Genomic DNA, 25,746 nt, shown 5'->3' with positions numbered 1-25,746 from the left:
CCGTCCATGATGGTATAGACGAACGTGTCCGTCGCGCCGCCGACCGGAACCGCATTGGGATTGCCGTCATAGCTGTAGGTGCCGTTGGCGTTCAGCGTCAGCGTGCCGTAGGTGCCGGCAATGCCCGCCCCGCCAAGCCCGCCGCTCACCGGCACTGCGGTGTTGTTGCCGGCGGCCACGCCGACCACACCGCCAGCGGCGGCAAAGCCGTCGGCGCCGGCAACGTCGTTGGTCAGCACGTTGCCCGTCACGATGCCGCCCTCGGCAACATTGTTGCTGTTGGCAACCGCCGTCGGCACGTCGTCGGTGATGGCGACGGCAAAAGTGGTGCTGGCCGTATCGCCATCGACATCCGTAACCGTGATGCTGAAATTGTCCGGAACCGTGTCGTTCGGGTCGAACCCGTTTGTCTGCTCAGGATGGGTGACTGACTCGGTGACCGTGTAATTGTATTCGATGGCACCTGTGCCCGGATCGAAGGACACGATCGTGATGTAGCCAAACTGGCCCGGGATCTGCTGGCCGACGCCGGTCACGGTGACGCCGTTGATGACGATCGAACCGATACCGTCCGGTGCGTCGATGTTGATCGTTCCGATGCTGGAGGTTTCCGCGTCGCTCGGCGCGTCGCTACCTGGCGATTGGGCCGGGCCTCCGTCCAGGCCGGTTTCGCTGGCCGCCTCGTCCGGGGCGAGCAATGACGTGGCCACCACGGAAACTTGCCTGTCCACAATAGACGGGAAGAGTTCACGCCGGTCCAATTGCCCAAACTGCAGGGCAGTCGGAGGCAACAGTGCCGAGAGGTCGAACCCGTCGCCGATGCCGCCCGGAGGAACTGCGAAGTTTCCACCGGCGCTGTCCGGGCCGTTTCCCGGTCCCGCCGAGATCGAGCCGTCGGCGCCGAAGGCTACGTCGACATGGCTTGCTTCCAGCGCTGCGATCAAGGCAACGCGCGGCACCTCGACATCGCCGAGGATGAAGGTCGGCACGTTCAAGGCGCCGTCCTTGATGACGATCACCGACCCGTCGGGCTGTTCGAGCACCAGATTGCGGCCGTCGACACGGATATTGTCGATCGAGACATTGGCCGGAAGCCTCACGACGTTGCTGGCGTCGGCAACATAGTCATGCGCCTGGGCCGCTGGTGGGTTTGCCGCCGCAGCAGGTGCGCCTGCCGCTGGCGGATTTGCCGCCGCTGCCGCGGGCACTTGCGGCTGCACGGGTGCGCCGCTGCCAACATCGACCGGAACCGGATCGGCTGCTGCCGGGGCTGGCTCCCCCGTCGCTGCCTGGGCGACCTGCATCTCTGCCGGTGCCGTCGCGCCATTGTGTTCGCTGGAAGCCGAATGCCCGTTCCAGGAACCCGAAAAATTGTCCAAGTCGATATTGGTGGTCATCTCTGAAACCCCTCCGGTATTTCCCGGAAAGAGACAGGGGCGGCCTCTGCTTTGCAACAGTCTCTCAATCGATTTAATATATTGGAATATACAGGCGTGCGCATTTTTTACGCATGGTAAACCGCCGCCATATAGCCACCTATATCTTGCCCCTCGCGGGTCCTTTTTGACGGCGGTTGGGCCACGATCTCTCGGCAAATATAAGTATAAATTAAATTAGAATTTTAAATAAAGTAGACAAAACCAATTGCTGGAAACTTATCCACCTTCCTTTCCAATAATTTGAGACGAGACTGCTAGCGTCCACAGTCAAAGGTGGGCGTTATGACAGTAAGACAAGCTTCTCCGGCATCGGCCCCGTTCAAGATTCTCCTGCTGGCAATCGGCCTTGCAGGCGTGCCGTGTTCATCGTTGGCGAGCACTATCTCGGGTGATTCGGTGCCTGCCGGCGCGCTGCTCGAAAGGCTCCAGGCGCCGTCCAGCCTGGGCGGCGTTTCGCTGGCGAGGCATCAGCCCTGGCGGCCTGCCGCGCCCTACCGTGCCGGTCCCGTCTCCGGCAGCTATGCTGCTGCCGAGGCGGATGGTGCAAACACCTCTTCGACGGCGCAAGTCGATGCCGGGATCGATCCGATGCAGACGGCGGCGATCATTCCGGGCGTGTTCGGGTCGGTAGCCCTTTCGATGCGCAACTTCCCGGTCGCGGCCCGCTGGGCGCCTGTCTACAAGGCGATCGTCGGCTGTTCGGCGGGCAGTGCATGCGAGCGCAAGAGCACAGCGTTCGTCACGATGGTCGACGCGGCCAAAGACAAAGGGTTCAGCGACAAGCTGGCCTTCGTCAACACCAGCATCAACCGCCTGATCGCATACCGGAAAGACAGTGCCGTCTACGGCAAGCTCGACTATTGGGCAAAACCTTCGGAAATCCTCGAGCGGCGCGCCGGCGACTGCGAGGATTTCGCCATCCTCAAGATGACGGCGCTGCTGCAGGCCGGCATTCCGGCGCAGAGCATGTCGCTCATCGTCCTTCAGGACCGCAAAAGAAAGTTCTTTCACGCTGTGCTGTCGGTGAGCACGGCCAGCGGCGCCTTCATCCTCGACAGCCTTGGCAACGCCGTCAGGCGCGACAGTGATCTCCCCGACTATGTGCCGCTCTATTCCTTCAGCATGGATCGCGCCTGGATCCATGGCTCCAGGACCGGCGGCACCGAGATGGCCGACATCAAGGGCGGTTTCGCGACAGTCGCTCCCGGCGAGGGCTTGCAGCCGGATATGGTTTTCGCGATTTCGACCCGCCTCGGCCCGCAGTGAACCTGCGCACTATTTAGCGGCTAGCCGTTGAAGACGAACGCCATCAGCAATTCAGGTTCGGCCACCGGCGCGCGCACCGCGCTCAGCTGGCCCCGGTAGCGGCGCTCGCCGGCGCCGATTACGAAGCCGGTGGCGACCGGCGTTTCGCCATTGGTCTCGAGCCGCGCGAATATGTCGGCCACATTGAGGTCCAGCGCCAGCTTGAGGTCGTGACGCGCATCGTCGTTTGGTGCTGTCGGCAACTGTCGCTTGACCAACTGCTGGAACGGCGCGTTGAAGGTCAGGATCTTCTTCGACGATGACAGCGCGAAGGCCGGCGACGGACAGGCGACCAGTATGGCGTTGATCGTCCTGATAGAGGCGAGCTTTCGCAGCATCAGGTTTTCTTCCGCCATGCCGCGCATGCAGGCGACCCGGATCGCCGACGTCAGGTTCCCCTGATCGGCATGGCTTTCGGCGATCTCGTCGACCAGCATCCCGATCGTGCATTTCCGGGCTTCGGCCATCTGTTTCAGTGACACCCAGAAGGCGCGTTCCAGGCGAATGCCGCGGCGTATGCCGCCGCGTGCGACGACCCGGAATTCCGGGCCGAAATCATCGGCCGCAAGCGGCAGGAGCGGCCGCTCGCCTTGGGTGGCGGGACGGGCGGCGCTATCGTTCACTCATGGCCTCCTGGCGTGCTTTGTTGATCGGCTTCAGCAGGTAATTCAGGATCGTCTTGCGCCCGGTCTTGATGTCGACCGAGCAGATCATGCCCGGAATGATCGAATAGGCCTTGCCGTCCCTTTCCAGCGTCGATTTGTCCGTCGACACGCGCACCTGGTAGTAGGGTTCCCCTGTCTTCTGGTCGACCAGGCTGTCGGCGGTGATGTTGGCGACCTTGCCTTCAATGCCGCCGAAGATCGAGAAGTCGTAGGCGGTGACTTTGATCAGCGCGTCCTGGTTCTCACGAATGAAGGCGACATCGCGCGGCGAAACCCGCGCTTCGACCAGCAGCGTTTCGGAGGTGGGCACGATGCCGGCGACCACCGCGCCGGGCTGCACGAACGCGCCGACCGTGTTCAACTCCATCGTGTTGACGATGCCGTCCACCGGCGAGCGGATATCGGTTCGCGCGACCTTGTCGGTGGCGCCGCGAATGGTCTCGTCCACCACCGAAAGCTCGGCCAGTGCCTGGGTCAGGTCGTCCAGGGCTTCCTGCTGCAACTGGAGACCGAGTTCGTCGACCTGCAGCTGCGCTTCGGTGATGGCACCCTTGGCCTTCTTTATGGTCTCGCCGGCCAGGTTCAACTGGCCATTGAGCTCAGCCTGCTGCCCGTCGACGCGGATCTGCTCGGTCCTGGCCATCAGGCCTTTTTTGACCATCGCTTCGACCAGCTTTGCCTCCTGGTCGCTGATCACCAGGTTCTTGGTCAAGCGGTCGGCATTGGCGGTTGCTTCGTCCAGCTCCTTCTCGCGCTGGTCGAGGCGCGATTTGAGCACCGACAGCTTGATGTCGAAATTCTGGCGCCGGGCGATGAGCAGTTTCTGCTCGTTGTCGCAGATCTCCGGTGCGACCGACTGGATTTCCAGCGGGCAGGGAAAGGGGCCGGAAAGGCTGCCGGCCTGCTCGAATTTGAGCCTCGCGATGCGCACCTGCAGCGCGCGCGCCTTGGCCTGCTGCTCGCCGAGGCTGGAGGTGTTGACCGTGTTGTCGAGGCGGATGATGAGGTCGTTCTTCTTGACGACCTGGCCAATCTTTACCGCGATTTCCTGAACCACGCCGGCCTCGCTGGCCTGGATGATCTGTGTCTTGGATGCGGGTATGACCTTGCCGTCGCCGCGCGCGATCTCATCGACTTCGGCGAACGACGCCCAGCCGACGAACGAGGCGAACAGCGCCCCGATGATGAATATGGACGCCGACGCAAACAGCGGTGGGCGGTCTTCCCTTGCAAGCATTTCCTACGTCCCATTATATTGAAATGGTTCAATATAATCCGTTTGTCAGGTGCTGTTCTTCTGCAGCGCCTGAATGACTTGTTCCTTCGGCCCGTCGGCGACGATCCGGCCCTGATCGATGACGATGAGGCGATCGGCGAGCTCGAGCATGCTGAAGCGATGGGTCGAGACGATCAGCGTCGTGTTGCGCTCGAACGCCACCTTGAGCTGCCTGATCAACTGCCGTTCCGAGGCAAGGTCCATCGACCCGGACGGCTCGTCCAGAAAAACGATCTTCGGCTTGGTCAAAAGCAGGCGCGCGATCGCCACCGCCTGTCTCTGGCCGCCGGAGAGATTGGTGCCGCGCTCGCCGACATTCATGTCGTAGCCACGCGGGTGACGGGAGACGAATTCGTCGACGCCGGCAGCCTTCGCGGCTTCGATGATCTCCTCGTCGCTCGCTTCCGGGGCCGCCATCAGGAGGTTCTCCTTGATGGTTCCTGAAAACAGGTCGCCGGCCTGGGCGACGATCCCGACCGCGGCGCGAACCTCCGAAGGGTGGTATTGGCGAATGTCGATGCCGTCGATCAGCAGTTCTCCCGAGGTCGGCAGGAAAAGCCTGCCGATCAGCCGCCCCATCGTCGTCTTGCCCGATCCGATGCGGCCGATGATGCCGACCCGCTCGCCCGGTTTGACCGAGATGTTCAGCCCGCTCAGAACCTCGTTCTCCGAACCCGGATAGACAAAGCCGACATTCTTGAACACCATCGCGCCGTTGCGGATCGGACGGTTGACGAAGCCGACCGTATCCGGCCGGTCCTCCGGTTGAGACATGATCGCGTTGACTATTCTGAGCGACAGCATGGCCTGGCGGAACCTGGACAGGGTGATGGCGATCTGGCCAAGCGGCGCCACCGCCCGGCTGGCCAGCATGACAGTGCCGATGATCGCGCCCGTCGACACATAGCCTTCGGAAAAGGCATAGGCGCCGGCCACGACCAGCGCAACGGTCACCAGCTGCTGGATGGATCCGGTGATGTTGCCGGCGGCGGCCGAAAGCTGCTTGATCTTTTCCGACGTGTTGGCAGCATTCTTGGAGTGCTCGCCCCACTTGCGCAGCAGATAGGCCTCGGCGCGCAGCGACTTGATCGTCTCGAGCGTCGAAATGGATTCGACCAACAGGGCTTGGCGCTGCGCGGCTTCGTTCATCGAGGCGGCGACACGCTTGCCGATGCGGCGCTGCGTGATCAGGCCGACGATGACCGAAATCACAAAGGCCAGCGCCGGTATGATCACCAGCCAGCCACCTATCGCATAGATGACCAGCAGGAAGACGAAGACGAAGACCGTGTCGATGAAGACGCTGATGGTGTTGGAGGTGAAGAACTCTCGCACGAACTCATATTGGGTCACCCGGTTTGCGTATTCACCCGTCGAACTGGGCCGCGCCGAAAGCGACGAATTGAGCACTTTTTCAAACAGCAGGTACGAAATCCGCAGATCCGCCTTGCGCCCGGCATAGTCGATGAGCGAGGCGCGGGCCGTCTTCAACAGCAGATCGAACACAATGACGGCGCCGATCCCGAGTGCCAGGACCCAGAGCGTCGCGATCGCCTTGTTCGGCAGGATCCTGTCATAGACGTTCATGGTGAAGATCGGTGAGGCAATGGCCAGCAGGTTGATGAAGACCGCCGAAAACACGACCCTCGAATAGGTGCGCCAGAACGCGCCCATGGTTCCAGTCAGCCAGTGCCGCCTTTCGATCTTCGCCGCCGAACCGACCTTCATTGCCTCGGTGGTGTTGGCATAGGTGATCGAGAAAGAGGCGCCGCCGCTGATGTAGCTTTCAACCAGCTCGGATTTACCGATCGTGGTGCGGCCGTTTTCCTGCGGAGCGGTCAGATAGTCGCCACCTTCGATCTCCGCGAGCAGGGCGACCGGCAACTGGCTGGCGCGAAAGACGATCGCCGGAAGGTCGAAGCGACCGCGCACGAAATCGCGGTGGTTGAATTCCGCGACCTCCAGGCCGATGCGCTCGGCCAGATGCCTGATGTCGCCGGTCTCGATGCGCGTCTCCGCGAGCGGAACGCCGGCGAACAGCACGGTCTCCGCGCTCGGTCTGCCGAGATAGGCGGCAACGGCCGAAAAGCAGGCCTTGAAGGCCTCTTTGGGCGACAGGATATTGGGCTGTTGGTTCACGATCCGCTCCCGAAGGACTCGCGATCGATCTTACATCGGTTGCTTTTTCCGGACCGGAGCGAGGATGTCGAAGGGCAGATCGTTCTTCTGTTCCGACGGCGTCCGTGCATAGGTTTCGGTGTCGGCGGTTGCCGGCACGGCGAATTCGGACCGCGCATAGGCCGCGGTCTGCTTGGCCGGCTGGATGTTCATCGTCTTCAGCAACTGTCCCGTTGCCGCCAGCAGCCGATACTGGGCGAAAAGCGACGCGTAGGATGCGGTATCCGCCAACGTCGCCGTGTTGAACCGCGTGTTCTGCGCGTCCAGCACGTCGAGCAGCGATCGCTGGCCAACCTTGAACTGTTCGCGATAGGACGCGACCAGCCGTTCGTTGGCGGCAGCCTGTTGCCGCAGCGTCTTGGCCAGGTCGGCTTGCCGGAAGCGGCGATCCCATGAGATCCGCACTGCTTCCTCGATCTCGCGCAGGACCTGATGCAAAGCGAGGCGTTGTTCGCTGGAGCGGCGGATCTGTTCCTGTTCGTTGGCCTTGTCGATGCCGCCGCGGTAGAGGTTCCAGCGCAGCACCAGCCGCGCTTGCAGGTCGTTGGTGTCGCCATCGTCGCCATCGATGTCGGTTCCGGCCCGGGCGCGACCTTCGGCGATGATCGAGGGTCCGAATTTCGCCCTTGCTGCATCCACAAGGGAGGCCGCCGCGTCGATGTCGCTGTTGGCCATGTGCACGCGCGGATTGCTTTCCCGCGCCAGCCCGATTGCTTCATCGAGCGACCTCGGCAGTGCTGCGGAGACATCGCCCGGCCTTGAAGCGTTGGTCAGCGGCTTTCCGACGGTCTTGAAGAAGCGTATCTTGGCCGCTTCCAGTTCCTCGGTGGCTTCCTGCATGCGCGCCTTGGCGGCGAACAACCGCTCCTCGGCCTGTTGCCGGTCGGCGTCGTTCAGCGCCCCGCCGTCGATGCCCTGCCGGATATCGCCGAGTATAGCCTGGTGGAAGCCGAGGTTTTTCTTGGCCTCGACGACGATCGACGCCTGCAGCATATATTCCAAATAGTCCTGGACAACAGAGAGCCCGATGAATTCGGACCGTTCCAGAACCCGGAACGACGCGCCGTCGACGCGCGACGCCTGACGGGTCAGTTCGGCTCGCCTTGCGCCGCTGTCATAGAGCGTCTGCGAAATCGTAAGATCGGTTTCAGCCGGATAGAGCGCGTCGTCCTCGATGGAAAGCGCGCGCCGGGATGGATTGTCGAGGCGCCGGGCGCCTGCCGACGCTTCCAGATCGACGCTGGGAAGGTAAAGACCTTTCGCCTGGCGCAGCTCGAATTCGATTGCTTCGCGGTTTTCAATCGCCTGGCCGATCTCCGGATTGGATTCGACGGCGACTGCCATTGCTTCTTTGAGAGTGAGTGCGCCGGCGCTTTCGCAAGCCAGCATCGACACCGTCACGGCAAGCGCAATACGCCAGCCGACGGTCACTTTACCCGTCCTGTTCATGTCTACCCCGTGACTTTCCCCGCGCCTTGTTATTTTTTTGGCGCTTAATTGCCCAAGCCTGCCACCGGAGCTTGCGGCGAGTATCTATCAGATTTTCAAAGGATGTGAGTACTTAATGATCTAGAGGCCCCTAAAACCGGGCGTTCTCGCCATTAGTCCCGATAGATGTAGCAAAAATGGCACATAGGCCTTGCGTCGCCGCACTGTCATTCAGCGCGAATCGGGCCAGAACTGCAGACCCGCAACGCGAAGCCGCCCGGTCGCCGTTACTGGCCATGCCGCAGCATTTCGGCAGTAATGCGCCCCGTTGGTAAAGAAGTCGGGAGTGCAATGCTTTCTCTCAGCGCCAGCTCAATCCTTTGCAACGACAGGCCTGCGAGCCAGCTTGTCAGGCCACCGACCAGCCGCCATCGACCAGTATATTGGCGCCGGTGATCATCGACGCCGCCGGCGAGGCCAGGAACACCACTGTTCCCGCGACATCGATCGGGTCGCCGATGCGGCCAAGCGGAATGTGCCCCAGCACATGCGCGTGAAAGTCGGGTTCGGCCAGCGATGGACGTGTTCCGTCGGTCCAGATGAAGGTTGGCGCGACGCTGTTGACGTTGATCCGATGCTGCGCCCATTCGGCGGCCAGGCAGCGCGTCAGGTGGTTGATTGCCGCCTTGCTCATGCAATAGATCGCTTCGCCCTTCAGCGTCACGGTGCCGGCCTGGGAACTGATGTTGATGATGCGCCCGGATTTCTGCGCGATCATCAGTTTTGCAACTGCTTGCGTGGTGAAGAACGTGCCCTTGAGGTTGACGTTGACGGTCAGGTCGAAATCTTCCTCCGTGACGTTCTCCGCCAGGTTTTCCGGCCCGAGCCCGACATTGTTGACCAGAACGTCGATGCGGCCGAAGGCGGCGTGCGCCTCGGCGACTGCCTTTCGCACCGTACCCAGATCGGTGAGATCCATCTGCACGGCCAGCGCCCGGCGGCCGATGCGCTCGATTTCGGCGACAAGCTCCGCGCCGTCGGCAGCGCTGCGCACACCGACGATCATGTCGGCGCCGGAACCGGCGCAGGCCAGCGCGCAGGCGCGCCCGATGCCGCGCGAGGCGCCGGTGACCAGCACCACCTTGCCGGCCAGATCGAATTTCGGCGTGAATTCCGCTGTCATGTCGTCCTCCCTGGAAGTCTCCCTTCCCGAACATTAGCCGGTCGCGCTACGAAAGCCAGAAGCCTGCAAATCGCTGCGCAAAATCTGTTCGGATTCTGCAAAGCGCGCGCAGGAAATTGCCATGTGCGGCTGGTTTTGTTGGCAAACGGGGATCGTTCCCTGTATTGCGGGCTAAGGCCAAAAGTGTGGATTTTCTTGTATGACAAATGTCGCCCTGACCGGGCTTGCCCGCGACCTCGCCAGGCGCGCCAGCGAAGGCCGGCCGGTGCGCATCGGCGTCATCGGTTCCGGCGAAATGGGCACCGATCTGGTGACGCAAGGCATGCTGATGCCGGGCATTTCGGTCTGCGCGGTGTCGACCAGGCGTCCGCACACCGCCCGTGACGCCATCCGCATCGCTTATGGCGACGAGGCGATGGCGGTGGAAGCGGACACGGCTTCGAAAGTCACCGCGGCGATCGAGAATGGAAAAATCGCCATCACCTCGAACGAGATGCTGGTGACCAGTCCACTGATCGACGTCGTTATCGATGCCACCGGCAAGCCCGGCGTCGCCGCCGATTTCGACCTGAAGGCGATGGAGCATGGCAAGCATCTGGTGATGATGAATGTCGAGGCCGACGTCACCATCGGCTGCTATCTCAAGCAGCAGGCCGACCGGCTGGGCGTCGTCTATTCGGTCGGCGCCGGTGATGAGCCATCAAGTTGCATGGAACTGATCGAGTTTGCCGCCGCGCTCGGCTACACCATCGTCTCGGCCGGCAAGGGCAAGAACAACCCGCTCAACCACGACGCCGTGCCTGACGACTATCGCGAGGAAGCGATCCGTCGCAACATGAACCCGCGCATGCTGGTCGAGTTCGTCGACGGCTCAAAGACCATGGTCGAGATGTGCGCCATCGCCAACGCCACCGGGCTGGTGCCCGATGTTCCAGGCATGCACGGCCCGAAGGCCGACCGCGATGAACTGGCCAAGGTGCTGATCCCGAAGGCTGATGGCGGCATTCTCTCCAAGAAGGGCGTCGTCGACTACACGGTCGGCAAGGGCGTCGCGCCCGGCGTCTTCGTCATCGTCGAGGCGACGCACCCGCGCATCATCGAGCGAATGGACGATCTCCACATCGGCCACGGCCCCTATTACAGCTTCTTCCGGCCCTATCATTTGACCTCGCTGGAGGTGCCGCTGACCGCCGCCCGCATCGTGCTGCACGGCCGGCCCGACATGGTGCCGCTGCCGAAGCCTGTGGCCGAGGTCTGCGCGGTCGCCAAGCGCGATCTCGTCGCCGGCGAGAGTTTCGACGCCATCGGCGAGACCTGCTACCGGTCCTGGACCATGACCGTCGGCGAGGCCCGCGCGCATCGCGCCGTGCCCGTCGGACTGCTCGAGGGCGGCAAGGTGCTGAGACCGGTCAAAAAGGGCGAATTGCTGACCGCCGACAACGCCGCACCCGACCAGACGACCAGGCTCTTTGCCTTGCGCCGCCTGCAGGACGAGATGTTGTACGGAGCCTGAGGCTCGGCGAACCGACCAAGGATGGTCCTTCCGATGAAGTGCCATGCCGCACTGGCATTGTCATGACAAACTCTCTATATTGTAGTGACAGGGCGGCTGAGGTTAGCGAGATGAATCTTCAGATCAGGGATCCGCGTGCACGCGAACTGGCAGAGCAGCTCGCCGCCAAGCGCAAGATTTCGATGACCGAGGCAGTCATTGAAGCGCTTGAATCCGAATTGCAGCGGGAGCGCGAACGCATCCCCCTGGCCGAACGGCTCGCAGCCATTTCCGACGGCTTCAAGGCCAAGGCGGGCGAGGGCGGCAGGGTTATGGGCAAGGATGAGATCGACGGGATGTGGGGTCATTCCTGATGTTCGTCGACACCTCGGTGGTCGTCGCGATCCTGTCGGGAGAAGAGGATGCCGGGGCATGGAGCGGCCGGATCGAGCAAGCACCGAGCAGGCTGACCTCGGCACTGGTGGTGCTTGAAGCGGCAATGCGGCTGTCCACGATGCTTGCCGTCGAACCGGTTGTCGCGCAAGCGGCGATTGAGGCGTTTCTAAGCGAAGCTGAAATCGAGATCGTGCCGATCGGCGCCGGTGAAGCCAGGCTCGCGGGCCAGGCCTTTTCGGAATATGGCAAGGGACGCGGGCACCCCGCCCAGCTCAACCTTGCCGATTGCCTGTCCTACGCCTGCGCCACAAGCCGCAGTGTCCCGCTTCTGTACAAGGGAAATGACTTTTCGCGCACTGACCTTGCGTAGAGCGATCGGGTTACTTCCCCAACTCTATTGACCGCAGCCGCGCCGCTTCCACCGCCTCGGTGAGGAGTTTGGTCAGCCGCTCCTCGCCCATCAGCACGGCAAGCGCCGCGGCCGTGGTGCCGTTTGGGCTGGTGACTTGCTGGCGCAGCAGGCCCGGTTCCTCGCCGCTTTCGGCGGCCAGCGATGCGGCGCCATAGACGGTCTGCATGGCGAGCAGCTTGGCGGTTTTAGTCGGCAGCCCGGCCTTCTCGGCGGCAACCGTCAGCGCCTCGATGAAATGGAAGATATAGGCCGGCCCGGAGCCGGACACCGCCGTCACCGCGTCCATCAGGCTCTCGTCTTCGATGCTGGCCACTTCCCCGCTCGCCGACAGCAGGTCGGCGACGAAACGCTTGGCATCGTCGGAAACCAGCGGGTTGGAAAACACCACCATCATGCCCTTGCCGATGGCCGCCGGCGTGTTCGGCATGCAGCGCACGATCGGCGCGCGATCGCCGAGGATCGCCTCGAAAGTGGCAATTGCCGTGCCGGCGGCGATGCTGACGAAGGTGGTGCGACCATCGCCAAAGCGCTTGTAGGCGGCGGCCACGTCGCGGATCACTTGCGGTTTGACGGCGATGACGACAAGCGCTGGCACCGCATCCGCCGGAATGGCTTTGGCATCGGCCGCAGCGTCGCAGCCCAGTGCTTCGGCACGCTTGCGCAGATCGTCATTGGGCTCGACAACGAAGACTGCTGCCGCAGGAAGCTTGCCGGATTTCAGCCAGCCCGCAAGCATGGCGTAACCCATATTGCCGCAGCCGGCGAGAACGAGCCTGATCGTCATTGAAGAACCTCCGCGAAGATGGCTCTCAATAGACGCTCGCGGCGGGACGGGAAAGCCCTCGCCCGAGGAGCGATCAGGAAGGACGCCGCACCGCGATCGGCCGCAGCGACACTTGCCGCAGGCCAAGCACGCCGAGCACGAAGAACAGCCAGACCGGGTCGCCGCGGTGGAAGAAGAAGCTTTCCAGGAAGGCGTTCAGCGCCGCGAACAGCACCACCATCATGAAGAAGTCGCCAAGGTAGATGTTCTCCTTGCGCAGCGGGATGCGCATGTAGTCACGCAGCGGCGCGATGAGGAAAGTGTAGACCGCAACGCAAAGCGCCGGGATACCCATCAGCACGGCAATGTCGAGATAACCGTCATGGCCGTGCACGATGGTTCTGATGTCCCAGGGCCGGTCGAAGGGCTGGTCCTGGTTGAGCAGCAGCGGCGTCCCCCAGAAGCTCTCATAGCCGTAGCCGGTCCAGGGCTTCTTCGCCAGCATGTCGCCGGCGAACTCCCACAGCGTGGTGCGTCCGGTATAGGTCAGATCGGGAAGATAGATCGCCGCCAGATGCTTCACCGGCGCCAGGAAGACGATACCCAGCGTGCCGACCGCCGTGGCGATGATCGCCGCCGCAAACAGGATCGGCGTGCCGAGCCGCATGCCGATCAGGCTCGGCAGCACCACGATCAGGATCGAGAACGGCACCAGGCCTGCCGTCGTCTTGGAGCCGGTGTGCAGCATGAAGATCATCGCCGCGCAGAAGATTATCGCGCCCCACCAGCGCTGCCCGCGCCGGTAGAGATAGAGGCCGGCAAAGCTGAAGCAGGCCATGATCGGCCCGGCGATGTTCTTGTGCGTAAACACACCGCGCCACAGGCCGGCATGCTCCGGCTCCTGCGAGTCGGCCGTGTGCATGGCCTCGTGCGGAAAGGCGATGAGGCCGAGGTAGGAGAGGCCCATGACGACGATGGCGGTGAAGATGATGACTTTCGAGAAAGCCTCGCCGTCGCGCGGCAGCACCAGGATCGTCGCCATCGTCAGGATGCCGATCAACGTGAAGGATGCCGCGCGCATCGCCGACGATGGGTCGGTCGCCATTATGACCGACAGCATGAAGCAGCCCAGCATCAGCATCCAGGACGGGTTGAGCAGCGAGCGCACCACGCGCGGGTCGGCGAAGGCCATCAGCGAGAAGATCGAGATCGCCCCGAGCGACGAGAAGCCGAGCTGGTTGACGATGTCGCCGCCTTCGCCGGTGAGCGCGGCGCCGGCCGGCTGGAAGGGCCGGAAGGACACCAGGATGACGGTGAACAGCAGTGCCGCGATCGCCGTCGCCACGCCTTCGCGCGTGAACGCCGCGCTGAGCGGTGCGCGCTCAGTTCTTCTCAGGCTGCCGGTATTGCTCATTGGCATATCCGAATTCGGCAAGCACCCGGCCGAGCGCGACATGGATGGGGTAAAGCGCCGTCGCCGGCGATCCGGTTCGCGCCAACCGGACCGCGCCGCGCAGCGGCGAGGCGGCAAGCAGTGCCAGGCTTTTCGTAAACACCTTGGCGCCGGCAAGCGGCGTGCCGGCGCGTTTCTTCTTTTCGACCAGGGTCGAGATCACGCCGTTGCGCAGGCTGCGGGCGCGGATCCAGTCGGCCTCGATACGCCTGGCAGGCACCGTCTCATGCACCTTCGCCTCCGCGCACCAGCCAAGAACGAAGCCTCTCTGCGCCGCCCGGCTGAGGAAGTCCGAATCGCCGCCGCCCATGAAATTGAATCTGAGATCGAGGAAGGGCGGCCCCATGGCGGTCAGCACGTTGCGCCCGACCAGTAGGTTGCCGGAGGAATAGAGCGCCGGCACAAGCCCGGTCTCCCGGTAGGGTGGCGCGAAGACCGGGTGTTCGGCCCATCTCGCATGTGCCGGGTCGGCAAACACGGGCACTTGCGGGCCGCCGACAATGTCGGCGCCGAGCGTCTCGGCCACCCTGCACATGTTCTCCAGCCAGAACGGGTCGGCGATCTCGTCGTCGTCGATGACCAGCAGATGCTCAAAATCGGGGAAATGCACGATCGCGGTCTGCCAGCCGGCATTGTAGGCGCTGCAATTGCCGCGCTCATGCGCGATGATCACCATGCCGGCGATCTCGCCGCGCTCGAACAGCGGCAGCGCCGCCTTGGCGCCGTCGCGCGCCTCGGCCTCGTTTTCCATGACGATGACGGCGAAGCGCCTGGCGGTCTGTTGCGCCTTGAGCGATGCCAGCGTCGCCAGCACCTGTTCGGGCCGTTTGAAGGTCGGCAGCGTGACGACCGCTTCGACGGTCTCGGCGGCGAGCCCCGCAGACCGTCCCGCGATCGATACCGAACCGTCCGATGGCAATGGGATCATCCGTGTCCAGCCGCCTGGTGATTTTGGTTTTCGATAGCACCCCGGTGATAACGTTTCGTTAATCACCTTTCGCGGCGAAGCCCGCAAAACCGAGACTTCCGGCCCCGATTGCGTTCACTTAATCAAGGGTTCACCCCGCTTTGCTATCTGGGCTGCACTGGATAGGTGAGATGCATCTGCTGTTCGCCACATCGATCGTGCCCGACGGCGCTCTCGCTTCGGGCTACGAGATCGCCAACGCTGCGATCATCGCTGCTTTGCGGCGCGCCGGCGCGCGCGTCACCGTGATCGGCTTCGCCTGGCCGGGAAAGCCTGCCGCCGATCCGGAAAACACAATCGTGCTCGGCGCCGTCGACGTGCGCACCGAGAGCGCCTCGCCGCTGCAGAAGCTCGCCTGGGTCGCCAAGGCGGTGCTGTCGGGTCTCACCTTCGCATCGGTCAAGCTGCGTGTGGTCTCCGATGCGGAAGTCCGCGCCGCCTTCGAGCGCGCCGGGCCTTTCGACGGCTATGTACTGAATTCCGTGCAGTTCGCCGGCGCCTTCGAAAAGCTGTTCGGCGACCGTCCCTCGATCTTCGTCGCCCACAATGTCGAGCATCGCTCGGCGCAGGAAAACGCGGCCGCCGCCGGCAGCGCTTTCCAGCGCCTGCTGTTTCGCCGCGAGGCGCGGCTGCTCGAGCGCGTGGAAGAGCGGCTCTGCCGCCGGGCTCGCTTCGTCTTCACTTTGGCCGATGAAGACCGCGCCGCCCTTGGCGTCGCCGCCGATGATCGCTCGGTGGCGCTGCCGCTGGTGACCCGCGCCGATGCACCGGCAAGAGCGGGCCAGCGCCGCATCGAATGCGACGCAGCACTGATCGGCACCTGGACCTGGCAGCCGAACCGCATCGGGCTCGACTGGTTCCTGGGCAAGGTGGTGCCGCATCTGAAGCCTGACTTCCGCATCAGGATCGCCGGCGGCATGCCGTCCGGCATCATTTCCGCGCATCCCAGTGTCGAATTCGTCGGCCGCGTGCCGGACGCGCAGGCTTTCGTGCGCACTGCCGCCGTCATCCCGCTGATCAGCACGGCCGGCAGCGGCGTGCAGTTGAAGACCATCGAGACCTTCGAGCTCGGCCTGCCTTCAGTCGCCACCAGCCGCTCGCTGCGCGGCATCGATCACAGGCCGGACAATTGCGTCGTGACCGACGATCCCGTCGCCTTCGCCACAGCGCTTGAGGCAGCGGCCGCCCATGTCAGGGACGTCGATGGCGCTGCCTTCCATCGCCGGCAGATGAGGGCGCTCGACGCTGCGATCAGTCTCGGCCTGAACAAGGTCGGCCCCGTGAGGCAGGAGGTGTTTGCATGAATATGCACACCGCCCGCGCCGCCATCGGGCGCGACACGTTGAAGACGATCCTCGGCATTCCGGTTCTCGCCATCCGTTGGGACGACGCCATCGCCCTGCTTGCACGGTTGGTCGCCGAGCGGCGCTTCACCAAGGTCAGCTTCCTCAACGCGCACAACGCCAACATCGCCTTTACCGACCCGACCTTTGCCGAAGTGCTCGACGATTTTCTCATCCTGCCCGATGGCGTCGGTGTCGACATGGCGTCCACGCTGCTCTACGGCGCGCCGTTCCCGGACAATCTCAACGGCACCGATTTCATCCCGGCCTTCCTGCAGGCATCGTCACGGCCGTTGACTGTCGGCCTGCTCGGCGCGACACGCGTCAACGCCGAGGCGGCATCGTCCAAGCTTTCGGCGCTGGCCATGCAGCACAGATTCGTCGTCATCCACGACGGCTATTTCTCCGCCGCCGAGGAGCCGGCGATCATCGACGCAATAGCGAAGTTGCGGCCGGACGTGCTGCTCGTCGCCATGGGCGTGCCTCGCCAGGAATTGTGGATCGCGCGCCACATCGATCATCGCCATTGCACGCTGCCGATCGCCGTCGGAGCGTTGCTCGATTTTCTTAGCGGCACCGTGCCGCGGGCACCGCTGTGGATGCGTCGTCTCCGGCTCGAATGGCTGTTTCGCCTGTGGATCGAACCCGGTCGCCTCTGGCGCCGCTACGTGGTCGGCAACCCATTGTTCCTGTGGCGCGTCGTCGGGCAAAAACTCTCTGGCGCCGGAGCAAACCATTGAACAGCCGGTTCGTGCCTGATGCCGCCGCCGAGTCCGATCCGCTGCGGCAGACGCAGACGGCCGCGGTCGTCACCGCCAGCTATGCGCCGGATTTCGAGCGCTGCCGTCTGTTGTGCGAAACGATGGATCGCCAAGTATCCGGTGTCGCGCATCATTATATCCTGGTCGAGCATCGCGACGTGGCGCTGTTTCGCCAATTGGAGACCGGCAGCCGCAGCATCGTCGCCGAGCGGGATCTCTTGCCGCGCTGGCTACGTGTCGTCGACGATCCGGCGAGCCTGTTTCGCCGCCGCGTCTGGCTCAGCCTGAAGACCCAGCCGCTGCGCGGCTGGCATGTGCAGCAGCTTCGCCGCATCGCTGTCGCGGCGCATGCGAAGGAGGACGTGCTGGTCTTCTGCGATTCCGATGTCGCCTTCGTCAAGCCGTTCGACTTGAGCGCATTCTGGCGCGACGGCAAGGCGCGGCTGTTCCGCCGCGACGATGTCTTGTCTGGTGAAGGGCATGAGGAACATCGCATCTGGTCACGCAACGCCGGTTCGGCACTCGGCATCGACAAATCCAGGGTTTCGACGCACGACTACATCTCGACGTTGATCGCCTGGCGACGGCAAACCGTGACGGCGATGTGCGAGCGGATCGAGAAAGCCCACGGCCGCAACTGGGTCGAGGTCGTCGGCTCGAAAAGAAAATTCTCCGAATGCATGATCTACGGCCGCTATGTCGACGAGGTGCTGGAAGGCGCCGGCCATTTCCACGGTTCGGAAGAGTTCTGCCGCGTCCACTGGACCGGTGAGGCGTTGTCGGACGACGAGTTCCGCCGCTTCGTCGCAGCCATGGCGCCACAACAGGTGGCGATCGGCATGCAATCCTTCATCGGTACCGATATCGGCCGCATCCGGCGGCTGATCGGCTAAAATTAGATCGCCTTCGCCGGCCTGCGCATCGCCGAATAGGTCAGCAGCGCCGAGGCGAGATAGAGCAGCAGGAAGACGAGGTTGAGCGACAGCACCAGATCGGGCGTGTCGGCAATCGCGGTCAGCACATAGGTCAACAGCACCGCCTTCAGCCCGGCCAGCAAGCCGAGGTTGAGTGCCCTGACCGCCGTCTGGCCGCGCGCGAACAAAAGCTCGGCCTGGTATTCGACCAGGTTGCGCAGTCCCGGAACGCAGATCGCCAGCGCCACCAAAGGTGCCGCCTCCGCGACATTCCGGCCCAGCGCGTTGGGGAAGAAATGCAGCACGATGCCGAGTGCCGCCAGCGCCAGCGTCGAGACCAGGAACACGCCGCCCTCGATACCGCTCTTGACCGCCAGCCGCGACAACAGTTCCGGCGCCCGCATCATGCGCTGCACCAGCATCATCGAGAAGGTGCGGACCGGGATCGCCGTCAGGTCTACCAGCCTCATGATGATGGCGTAGATACCGGCAAGATGCGGTCCGCCGATCGCCAGCACCAGCAGCTTGTCGAATTCCATCTGCAGGTAGAACAGTACCTCGGCGCCGGCGACGTAGATCGAATCGGCAAGCCGTCTGAGATAGAGTTCGGTGCGCAGTCTCAGCCGCTGGCGCGGATAGAAGAAGCCGAAGGCAATGATCAGCGAAACGGCATTGGCGCCGATGTAATACCAGGACCAGACGCCCACGGTGTGTTTAGTCGCAAACATGAACAGCACGGCGCCAACGGCCCGCAGCGCCGTCGCCAGGATCGTCAGCATGGCGGCGCGGCCGAATTTGCCGAGGCCGTTGTTGACGATCAGCACCACCTCGACCGGCCGCCACAAAAGCGCTTCGGCAAAGACGATGGCCGCAAAGACTGACAGCGGCACGGTGCTGGCAAAGAAGACCAGGTAGACGCCGTATGAGGCGGCGGCCAGCAACGGCAGCGACACAACGCCAAGCAGCAGGAAGCCGGCGGTGAAGGTGCCGATCAGATTGGGGCGGATCGTGGCCGTCCGGTACAGCGCCGAGATGAAGCCGAAGGCGAGGATGCGCGACAGCATGACGCCGGCCGCCGATGCGGTGGCAAACATGCCGAACTCGGCGATGGACAGCGTGTTGGCTAATGCGATGAAATAGGCGAGCGAGAACACCAGCCGCCCGCCGGCGCCGCTGATCGCCGAGAAATAGTCGACGACAAGCTTGCGCCGTGCGGCCACGAAGGTGCCGATCCGGGCGAAGGTCCGCCTTTGCGGTATGTCACTGGCTTGGGTCATATGTCCGGAAAAACATAGGCCGGAAAGCTTAACGTGCGGTTCTGGACGCTTCGATCTCACCTGAAAACGATGCAATCAAAGCGCGAAAACTCTGCCTTCCCCGTCCGAAAATTAACCATTTGTTTCCTATGCCTGTTTAGCGTGGCTTAACGATTGGCCGACCGCCTTTCCCAAGCCGCCGAACAGTAAAGCTCCAAGATAATGGTCGACAGGGAAAACCGAGACGACTGGAGGCGCGAGCGCTCTCTGCTGGCGCTCGGTCAGGCCATGCGTGGCGAGGACGAGGCCGACGCGTCGCTGGTGTCGATCGGCGACCGGGCAGACCCGGCATGGCGCGAGGATGCGGCCGCCCGCCACCGTCTCGCCCGTTCGCAACGCGAGGCGCGATCGCACCCCCTTTCGACCACCACGGAGCCTGGCCGGTATCAGGCCGGCGGCGAATCCGTTTTGGACGAGACCTTGCCCGAGGACGATTGGGCGGGTCGAAGCAGCTACGCGCAGGCCGGGCCGCGCGAAGAACCTGTCGGCTCCTCGCGGGGCTACCGCCCTCAGGCCGCCTTCGAGCCTCGATATGCCGGCCAAGAGCGGCGGCCCGCAGGGGACGATGACGACAGCCAGGAATGGAAGCCGCTGGTCGATCCGGTTCAGGTCGTTCGCGGCATTGCCCGCTCGAAGCTGCTGATCCTGTCGACGACGATACTGGGCGCGGCGCTCGGTATCGGCATCGCCCTGTCGACGCCGAAGAAATACGAAGCCACCACCGAGCTGATCGTCGACCCGCGCGACCTCAAGCTCACCGACCGCGATCTCACCCAGAATGTGGTCGCGTCGGATGCGACGCTGGCCATCGTCGAGAACCAGGTTCGCGTGCTTACCTCCGGCACTGTCCTCAACAAGGTCGTCGACATGCTCAATCTCACCAACGATCCCGAGTTCAATGGAACGGGCAGTGGCGGCCTCGGCGTCATGTCGCTGATCCGCTCGATCCTGTCGCGCAGCGATGCCGGCGGGGCAGCCGACGACGCGCGGCGCCGCGCGCTCGCCGTTGGCAATCTCGCCGAAAGCCTTTCGGTCGAGCGCGGCGGCAAGACCTTCGTCATCTCGGTCAGTGCCATCACCCAGAATGGTGAGAAATCCGCCCTCATCGCCAACACGATGACCGACGTTTTCCTGCAGACCTTCGGCCAGATCCAGTCCGACACCGCCGGCCGCGCCACCGACGAACTGACGGCCAGGCTCGACGAATTGCGCAAGGGCGTCGAGGTGGCCGAGCGCAAGGTCGAGGATTTCAGGGCCACGCACGACCTCGTCGACGCGCAGGGCCATCTGATCAGCGACGACCAGATGCTGAAGCTCAACGAGCAGCTCTCCGTCGCCCGCGCCCGCACGCTGGAACTCAACGCCCGGGCGGCCTCGGCGCGTTCGATAAACGTGAATTCGGTTCTCAACGGCACCTTGCCGGAAGAGATCAACTCCAACACGATGAGCGAACTGCGCTCGCAATATGCGGCGCTGAAGCAGGAGGCCGACCGCGCCGCGGTCCGGCTCGGTCCGCGTCATCCCGAACGCCTGGCGCTTGGTGCCCAGCTTGAAGGCGCGCGCGAACGCATCGCCGGGGAATTGCAGCGCATCGCCTCGTCGCTGCAGGTCGACCTGAAGCGCGCGGTCCAGCTCGAACAGGACCTCGCTTCGCGCCTGGCGCAGGCGAAGGTCCAGAGCGGTGACGTCAACAACAATCTCGTCACCATGCGCGAACTGGAGCGCGAGGCCGCCGCCAAGCGCTCCGTCTATGAACAGTACCTTCTGCGCGCCAAGGAAACCGGCGAGCAGAAGGACATCAACACCGCCAACATCAACGTCATCTCCAAGGCCTTTGCCCCGCTCGAGGCCATGGGGCCGTCGCGCGCCGTGATTGCGCTTGGCGGCCTGCTGCTCGGGCTGGCCGCCGGCATCGGCCTCGGCGGCATGCGCGGCGCCTATGAGAGTCTGCGCGAAACCGCGGCGTTCCGGTCCCGGAGCAAGACCGACAAAACCAGGCCGGCTTTCGAGGACAAGGCCTATCGGGCTGCACCGCCGCCGGCCGCACCGGCCGCGCGGCCACCGGCTGCACCGCAAGTTTCGCGGCCCCAGGCCGTCGACGTTGGGACCGAACGATCCGGACCGATTGGCGCACTGCTTTCAGCCATAGGCGGGCTTCTCCCAGGCAAACAGCAGAAGCCTGCCGCGATGCGCGCCGACAAGCCCGTCTCGCCCCCCGTCGCCCAGGCCATAAAGCCGGTGCGGGATGCCGACGCTAATCCGCAACCGAAGTTCCAGCAGGACGCTCCACCTCCGTCGACATACCCGGCTCCTCAGGCGCAGGCCTATCCCTCTGCCAGCCAGCCCGAATACCCTCAGGCCCGGCATGCGCAGACACCGCCGGATCGCTATCAACAGCCAACAATGCCTCCGGTTGGGCAGGAACCCTATCCTCCTCAGGAACCGGACGCCGATCAGCAGACCCGGATCGATGAAATCCGCGACAGCCTGCGCGAGTTCCGCGACGCAGTGCGCGAATTGACCGAAAGCCGTTCAAACCGCCGCTATTTCTAAAACTCCCGACAACCGATAAAAGCAGCCGGTTTCGAGTTTACGGCATGCGACGGCGTTTTGACGGGATTGCCCGCTGGAATTTTCGTGAAAATGCCGCGCGCATGGTGCCCGAAACCGCAAGGCGTTTCGGGTGCGCCGATGTGCAAACCAAAGATCGAGCGCGAACCGGATAGACGCGCTCCAGGCAGAACAGTGTTGAAGGTGGTCCATGGCCGAAGTGATTGACGGAAAAAGCGTCGCCGAAGACGTGGTTCAGAAGGTCAAGGCCCTGACCGCGGAACTGGTGGGCAAGGGTGCGGAGAAGCCCGGTCTGGCAGTGGTGATCGTCGGCGAGGATCCGGCAAGCCAGGTCTATGTCGCCTCCAAGTCGCGCACCGCCAAGGAATGCGGCTTTCATTCGCTCCAGCACACGCTGCCGGCCGACACCTCCGAACAGGCGCTGCTCAAGATCATCGGCGATCTCAATGCCGACCCGGCCGTCAACGGCATATTGGTGCAGCTGCCGCTCCCCGGCCATATCGATTCCGGCAAGATCATCCAGGCCATCGCGCCCGAGAAGGATGTCGACGGTTTCCACTTCATCAATGTCGGCAAGCTCGGCACCGGTGAACTGGAAACGGCTTTCGTGCCGTGCACGCCGGCCGGCTCGATGCTTTTGATCGAACGGATGCGCGGCAAAGACCTGTCCGGGCTCAACGCGGTCGTCGTCGGCCGTTCCAACATCGTCGGCAAGCCGATGGCCAACCTTCTGCTCGCCGCCAACTGCACCGTCACCATCGCGCACAGCCGCACCAGGGACCTGCCGGCGCTCGCCCGCACCGCCGACATTCTGGTGGCCGCCGTCGGCCGGCCCGAAATGGTCAAGGGCGACTGGGTCAAGCCGGGCGCCACCGTAGTCGATGTCGGCATCAACCGCATTGCGGCGCCCGAAAAGGGCGAAGGCAAGACTCGGCTCGTCGGCGACGTCGCCTATGCCGAGGCGGCGAAGGCGGCCGGCGCCATAACTCCGGTTCCCGGCGGTGTCGGACCGATGACCATTGCCATGCTGATGGCCAACACGGTAGCTTCCGCCTATCTCGCGGCCGGGATGAAACGGCCGTCCTTCTGACCCGGAAAGCAGCATCCTTGCCGAACCTCACTGTTCCTCTCGAACGGCCGGTCATGAACGATCCCGTTCAGGGAGGCGGCCGTCAGTTCGGATTCCTATTGGTCGACAAGTTTTCGATGTTTTCGCTGGCTGCGGCGATCGACACCTTCCGCTCGGCCAACCGCCTGCTTGGGCGCGATTTCTATGGCTGGACGACGGTCTCGGCCGACGGCGACGCCGTCATGGCCTCCAACGGCTTGCCGCTCAAGATCGACTATTCTGTCGCCGACTTGCCTCCCGTAGACATCCTGTTCGTCTCGGTCGGGCTCACCACCGAATTCCCCGGCAAGAGCAAGGTTCTGGCGGCGCTGCGCAACTGGGGTCGGCGCGGCAACGCGCTCGGCGCGCTCTCGGTCGGCTCCTACCTGCTCGCCGAGGCAGGCCAGCTCGAAGGCTATCGCTGCACCATCCATTGGGAGAACCGCGCCGGCTTCATGGAGCGCTTCCCGGACATCAACTGCACCGGCAACGTCTTCGAGATCGACCGCAAGCGTTATACCTGCGCCGGCGGCACCACTTCGATCGACCTGATGCTGGAGATCGTGCGCGGCGATTTCGGCTCAAATCTTGCCAATGGCGTGGCCAACCAGTTCCAGCATGAGCGCATCCGCTCCGCCGGCGACCGCCAGCGGGTCGGGCCGGAGCGCGACCTGACCGGCAAGTCTGAGAAGCTCAGGCGCATCGTCGAACTGATGGCCGACCATCTCGACGAACCGCTATCGGCGGTGCAACTCGCCAAATCGGCGGGCCTCTCGGTACGCCAGGTCGAGCGCCTTTTCCTGCGCCACCTCAGCGTCACGCCCGGCCGCTACTATATGCGGCTAAGGCTGGAGCGGGCGCGCGAATTGCTGCGCCAGACCAACATGCCGATCCTCGACGTGGCGATCGCCACCGGCTTCACCTCGCACTCCTATTTTGCCCAGAGCTACCGGCTGCAATTCGGCCGCCCGCCTTCCGAGGAGCGCCGTACGACCTATTGACCCGCGGTTCTCGCAGTCTCGGACTTGTGTCCTGACGCCGGGTCAAATACCTTTCCGGCGCGGACCAGAGGGGCGATCTCAGGAGATTTTGATGGCGGGATTTTTGCGGAGCGTCGCTGCGGCGGTCCTCCTTTTGTCGATGACTTCGCTCGGCTTTGCCGCCGGCAAGGTCATCATCGTTCTCGATGCGTCAGGCTCCATGTGGGCCCAGATCGACGGCAAGCCGAAGCTCGAAATCGCGCGTGAATCGCTGCGCACCGTGCTGCAGTCGGTGCCGGCCGACGCGGAAATCGGCTTCATGGCCTATGGTCATCGCCAGAAAGGCAGCTGCGACGACATCGAGCTCATCGTGCCGCCGCAGGCCGGCTCCGCCAGCGCGATCTCCGCCGCCGCCGACAGCATGAAATTCCTCGGCAAGACGCCGCTCACCGCCGCCGTCAAGCAGGCGGCCGAGGCGCTGAAATACACCGAGGACAAGGCCACCGTCGTTCTCATCACCGACGGGCTCGAAACCTGCGGCGGCGACCCTTGCGCACTCGGCAAGGAGCTGGAAGCGTCCGGCATCGACTTCACCGCCGACGTCGTCGGCTTCGGGCTGACCGCCGACGAAGGCAAGCAGATCGCCTGCCTCGCTGAAAACACCGGCGGCAAGTACATCCAGGCTTCGGACGAGAAGGCGCTGCAGGAAGCGCTGGTCGAGACGGTGGCGGCGCCGGCACCGGCGCCAGAACCTGCTCCGGCCCCTGAGCCGGCGCCCGCGCCGGAGCCTGCCAAGCCGGAGTTCAATTTCATCCCGACCGTCGTCATGGCCGAAGGCGGCGATCCGCTCACCGACGGCAATGCCTGGGAGATCTACAAGGCTGGGTCCGACGGCACACGCGGTGAATCCGTCACCACCCAATATGGGGCCTACAAGGGCAATCTGGAGCCGGGCGACTACGTCGTCGTCGCACAGGACGGCGAGGCCAGGGTCGAGCAGAAGATCAAGATCGAGGCGGGCCAGGTCTACACGCCGCTCTTCACCTTGAATGCCGGCACGCTCATCATTCATCCGCGACCGAGCCCGGGGGCGGATGTCGTCGATGGCGCGGCGGTCGTTATCGACTATCCAGGCGCCGATCACCCTGCGACTTACTATGGGACCACGAAAGTCGTGTTGCCGGCCGGCGACGAGAAAGTAACCGTCACGATCGGACAGGGCGCGGTCTCAGAGACGATTGCGCTGGCTGCCGGCAAGACCGTGGAAAAGGACATGATCGCCGGTGTCGGCCATGTCGTCGCCAATGCCTATTATACCGCGGGCGGCGACAAGGCGGACGCGTCAGGCATCGGCTTCAAAGTGCTCAAGGCGAAAAAGAAGATCGATGGAACCAGGGACGAGGTGACCTATTCCTACGGGCCCGACAGCAAGTTCGATCTGCCGCCGGATGACTATGTGTTGATTGCGACGGTCGATCTTGCCGTGGTCGAGCAGCCGTTCACCGTCAAGGTCGGCGAGCTTCAGGATGTGAAAGTTGCGTTGAATGCCGGCGTGCTGGCGATCACCGCGCCCGGAGCCTCGAAGATCGAGATTTTCGAGATGGAGAAGGACATCAACGGCAACCGCAAGTCGCTTGGCTATGCCTACGACCAGAAGTATCAGGCGGCGATACCGGCGGGCGACTATACTGTTGTGTCGGAGAAATCGGACAACAGCTCGAAGGAAGGCACCGTAACGGTCAAGGCCGGCGAGCGATCCGAACTGACGGTGCAATAGGATCGTATGGGCGAACGAA

General features: G+C 63.6%; 21 protein-coding genes. 11 read left to right on the top strand and 10 right to left on the bottom strand.

What is annotated here, in order from left to right:
• Positions 1 to 1,397 (bottom strand): Ig-like domain-containing protein (locus D3227_RS22640; RefSeq protein ID WP_208646413.1); only part of this gene is annotated, 1,397 nt, incomplete at its 3' end.
• Positions 1,398 to 1,721: 324 nt separating this feature from the next.
• On the opposite strand from D3227_RS22640, the gene D3227_RS22635 reads away from it, so the two are divergent.
• Complete coding sequence (locus tag D3227_RS22635; protein ID WP_120016520.1) at positions 1,722 to 2,705, top strand: transglutaminase-like cysteine peptidase; 984 nt, start codon at positions 1,722 to 1,724, stop codon at positions 2,703 to 2,705.
• A gap of 20 nt (positions 2,706 to 2,725) precedes the next feature.
• On the opposite strand, the gene D3227_RS22630 is transcribed toward D3227_RS22635, so the two are convergent.
• The 5 genes from D3227_RS22630 to D3227_RS22610 form a co-directional block, all read right to left on the bottom strand.
• Entirely contained in the window at positions 2,726 to 3,367 is a 642-nt protein-coding gene (locus tag D3227_RS22630; protein WP_120016511.1) for a ribbon-helix-helix domain-containing protein, read from the bottom strand.
• Positions 3,357 to 4,646, bottom strand: coding sequence for an HlyD family type I secretion periplasmic adaptor subunit (locus D3227_RS22625; protein WP_120016510.1), 1,290 nt, complete (start codon positions 4,644 to 4,646; stop codon positions 3,357 to 3,359). The genes D3227_RS22630 and D3227_RS22625 overlap by 11 nt, the downstream gene beginning before the upstream one ends.
• A 45-nt stretch (positions 4,647 to 4,691) precedes the next feature.
• Positions 4,692 to 6,824, bottom strand: a complete 2,133-nt coding sequence (locus tag D3227_RS22620) for a type I secretion system permease/ATPase (RefSeq protein WP_120016509.1) — start codon at positions 6,822 to 6,824, stop codon at positions 4,692 to 4,694.
• A 30-nt stretch (positions 6,825 to 6,854) separates the two neighbouring features.
• The gene (locus D3227_RS22615) at positions 6,855 to 8,312 is read right to left on the bottom strand and encodes a TolC family protein (protein ID WP_120016508.1); all 1,458 of its coding nucleotides are present in this window, start codon (positions 8,310 to 8,312) and stop codon (positions 6,855 to 6,857) included.
• Positions 8,313 to 8,700: 388 nt separating this feature from the next.
• Positions 8,701 to 9,474, bottom strand: a complete 774-nt coding sequence (locus D3227_RS22610) for an SDR family NAD(P)-dependent oxidoreductase (RefSeq protein ID WP_120016507.1) — start codon at positions 9,472 to 9,474, stop codon at positions 8,701 to 8,703.
• A 199-nt stretch (positions 9,475 to 9,673) separates the two neighbouring features.
• Between D3227_RS22610 and D3227_RS22605 the strand changes: the two genes are divergently transcribed.
• The 3 genes from D3227_RS22605 to D3227_RS22595 all read left to right on the top strand — a co-directional run bounded on the left by D3227_RS22605 (position 9,674) and on the right by D3227_RS22595 (position 11,732).
• Entirely contained in the window at positions 9,674 to 10,987 is a 1,314-nt protein-coding gene (locus D3227_RS22605) for an NAD(P)H-dependent oxidoreductase (protein ID WP_120016506.1), read from the top strand.
• 110 nt (positions 10,988 to 11,097) lie between these two features.
• Complete coding sequence (locus tag D3227_RS22600) at positions 11,098 to 11,340, top strand: type II toxin-antitoxin system VapB family antitoxin (protein ID WP_120016505.1); 243 nt, start codon at positions 11,098 to 11,100, stop codon at positions 11,338 to 11,340.
• Positions 11,340 to 11,732, top strand: coding sequence for a type II toxin-antitoxin system VapC family toxin (locus D3227_RS22595; RefSeq protein ID WP_120016504.1), 393 nt, complete (start codon positions 11,340 to 11,342; stop codon positions 11,730 to 11,732). Before D3227_RS22600 ends, D3227_RS22595 begins: the two co-directional genes overlap by 1 nt.
• 10 nt (positions 11,733 to 11,742) lie before the next feature.
• Here the strand turns inward: D3227_RS22595 and proC are convergent, their stop codons facing one another.
• The 3 genes from proC to D3227_RS22580 form a co-directional block, all read right to left on the bottom strand.
• The gene (gene proC, locus D3227_RS22590) at positions 11,743 to 12,558 is read right to left on the bottom strand and encodes a pyrroline-5-carboxylate reductase (RefSeq protein WP_120016503.1); all 816 of its coding nucleotides are present in this window, start codon (positions 12,556 to 12,558) and stop codon (positions 11,743 to 11,745) included.
• A gap of 73 nt (positions 12,559 to 12,631) precedes the next feature.
• Positions 12,632 to 13,951, bottom strand: a complete 1,320-nt coding sequence (locus D3227_RS22585; RefSeq protein WP_120016502.1) for an O-antigen ligase family protein — start codon at positions 13,949 to 13,951, stop codon at positions 12,632 to 12,634.
• Entirely contained in the window at positions 13,920 to 14,918 is a 999-nt protein-coding gene (locus tag D3227_RS22580) for a glycosyltransferase family 2 protein (RefSeq protein WP_120016501.1), read from the bottom strand. Before D3227_RS22580 ends, D3227_RS22585 begins: the two co-directional genes overlap by 32 nt.
• A 170-nt stretch (positions 14,919 to 15,088) precedes the next feature.
• Between D3227_RS22580 and D3227_RS22575 the strand changes: the two genes are divergently transcribed.
• The 3 genes from D3227_RS22575 to D3227_RS22565 are packed head-to-tail and all read left to right on the top strand — an operon-like array spanning position 15,089 to position 17,954.
• Entirely contained in the window at positions 15,089 to 16,261 is a 1,173-nt protein-coding gene (locus tag D3227_RS22575) for a glycosyltransferase family 4 protein (RefSeq protein ID WP_120016500.1), read from the top strand.
• Positions 16,258 to 17,040 (top strand): WecB/TagA/CpsF family glycosyltransferase, encoded by a 783-nt coding sequence (locus tag D3227_RS22570; RefSeq protein WP_120016499.1) that lies wholly within the window; start codon positions 16,258 to 16,260, stop codon positions 17,038 to 17,040. The genes D3227_RS22575 and D3227_RS22570 overlap by 4 nt, the downstream gene beginning before the upstream one ends.
• Entirely contained in the window at positions 17,037 to 17,954 is a 918-nt protein-coding gene (locus tag D3227_RS22565; protein ID WP_120016498.1) for a DUF6492 family protein, read from the top strand. Before D3227_RS22570 ends, D3227_RS22565 begins: the two co-directional genes overlap by 4 nt.
• A 2-nt stretch (positions 17,955 to 17,956) precedes the next feature.
• Here the strand turns inward: D3227_RS22565 and D3227_RS22560 are convergent, their stop codons facing one another.
• Positions 17,957 to 19,252, bottom strand: a complete 1,296-nt coding sequence (locus tag D3227_RS22560) for a lipopolysaccharide biosynthesis protein (protein ID WP_120016497.1) — start codon at positions 19,250 to 19,252, stop codon at positions 17,957 to 17,959.
• 201 nt (positions 19,253 to 19,453) lie between these two features.
• On the opposite strand from D3227_RS22560, the gene D3227_RS22555 reads away from it, so the two are divergent.
• The 4 genes from D3227_RS22555 to D3227_RS22540 all read left to right on the top strand — a co-directional run bounded on the left by D3227_RS22555 (position 19,454) and on the right by D3227_RS22540 (position 25,727).
• On the top strand, positions 19,454 to 21,844 hold the full coding sequence (locus D3227_RS22555; protein ID WP_120016496.1) for a GumC family protein: 2,391 nt from the start codon (positions 19,454 to 19,456) through the stop codon (positions 21,842 to 21,844).
• Between the two features lie 208 nt (positions 21,845 to 22,052).
• A complete protein-coding gene (gene folD / locus D3227_RS22550; RefSeq protein WP_120016495.1) occupies positions 22,053 to 22,952 on the top strand; it encodes a bifunctional methylenetetrahydrofolate dehydrogenase/methenyltetrahydrofolate cyclohydrolase FolD in 900 nt (299 codons plus the stop codon).
• 53 nt (positions 22,953 to 23,005) lie between these two features.
• Entirely contained in the window at positions 23,006 to 23,971 is a 966-nt protein-coding gene (locus D3227_RS22545) for a GlxA family transcriptional regulator (RefSeq protein WP_120016494.1), read from the top strand.
• A gap of 91 nt (positions 23,972 to 24,062) precedes the next feature.
• A complete protein-coding gene (locus tag D3227_RS22540) occupies positions 24,063 to 25,727 on the top strand; it encodes a vWA domain-containing protein (protein ID WP_120016493.1) in 1,665 nt (554 codons plus the stop codon).
• The last annotated feature ends 19 nt before the right edge of the window (positions 25,728 to 25,746 follow it).

The sequence above is a fragment of the Mesorhizobium waimense genome, from assembly GCF_003601975.1.
Taxonomy (GTDB): Bacteria; Pseudomonadota; Alphaproteobacteria; order Rhizobiales; family Rhizobiaceae; genus Mesorhizobium; species Mesorhizobium waimense.
This window is presented reverse-complemented; position numbering and strand designations above follow the sequence as displayed.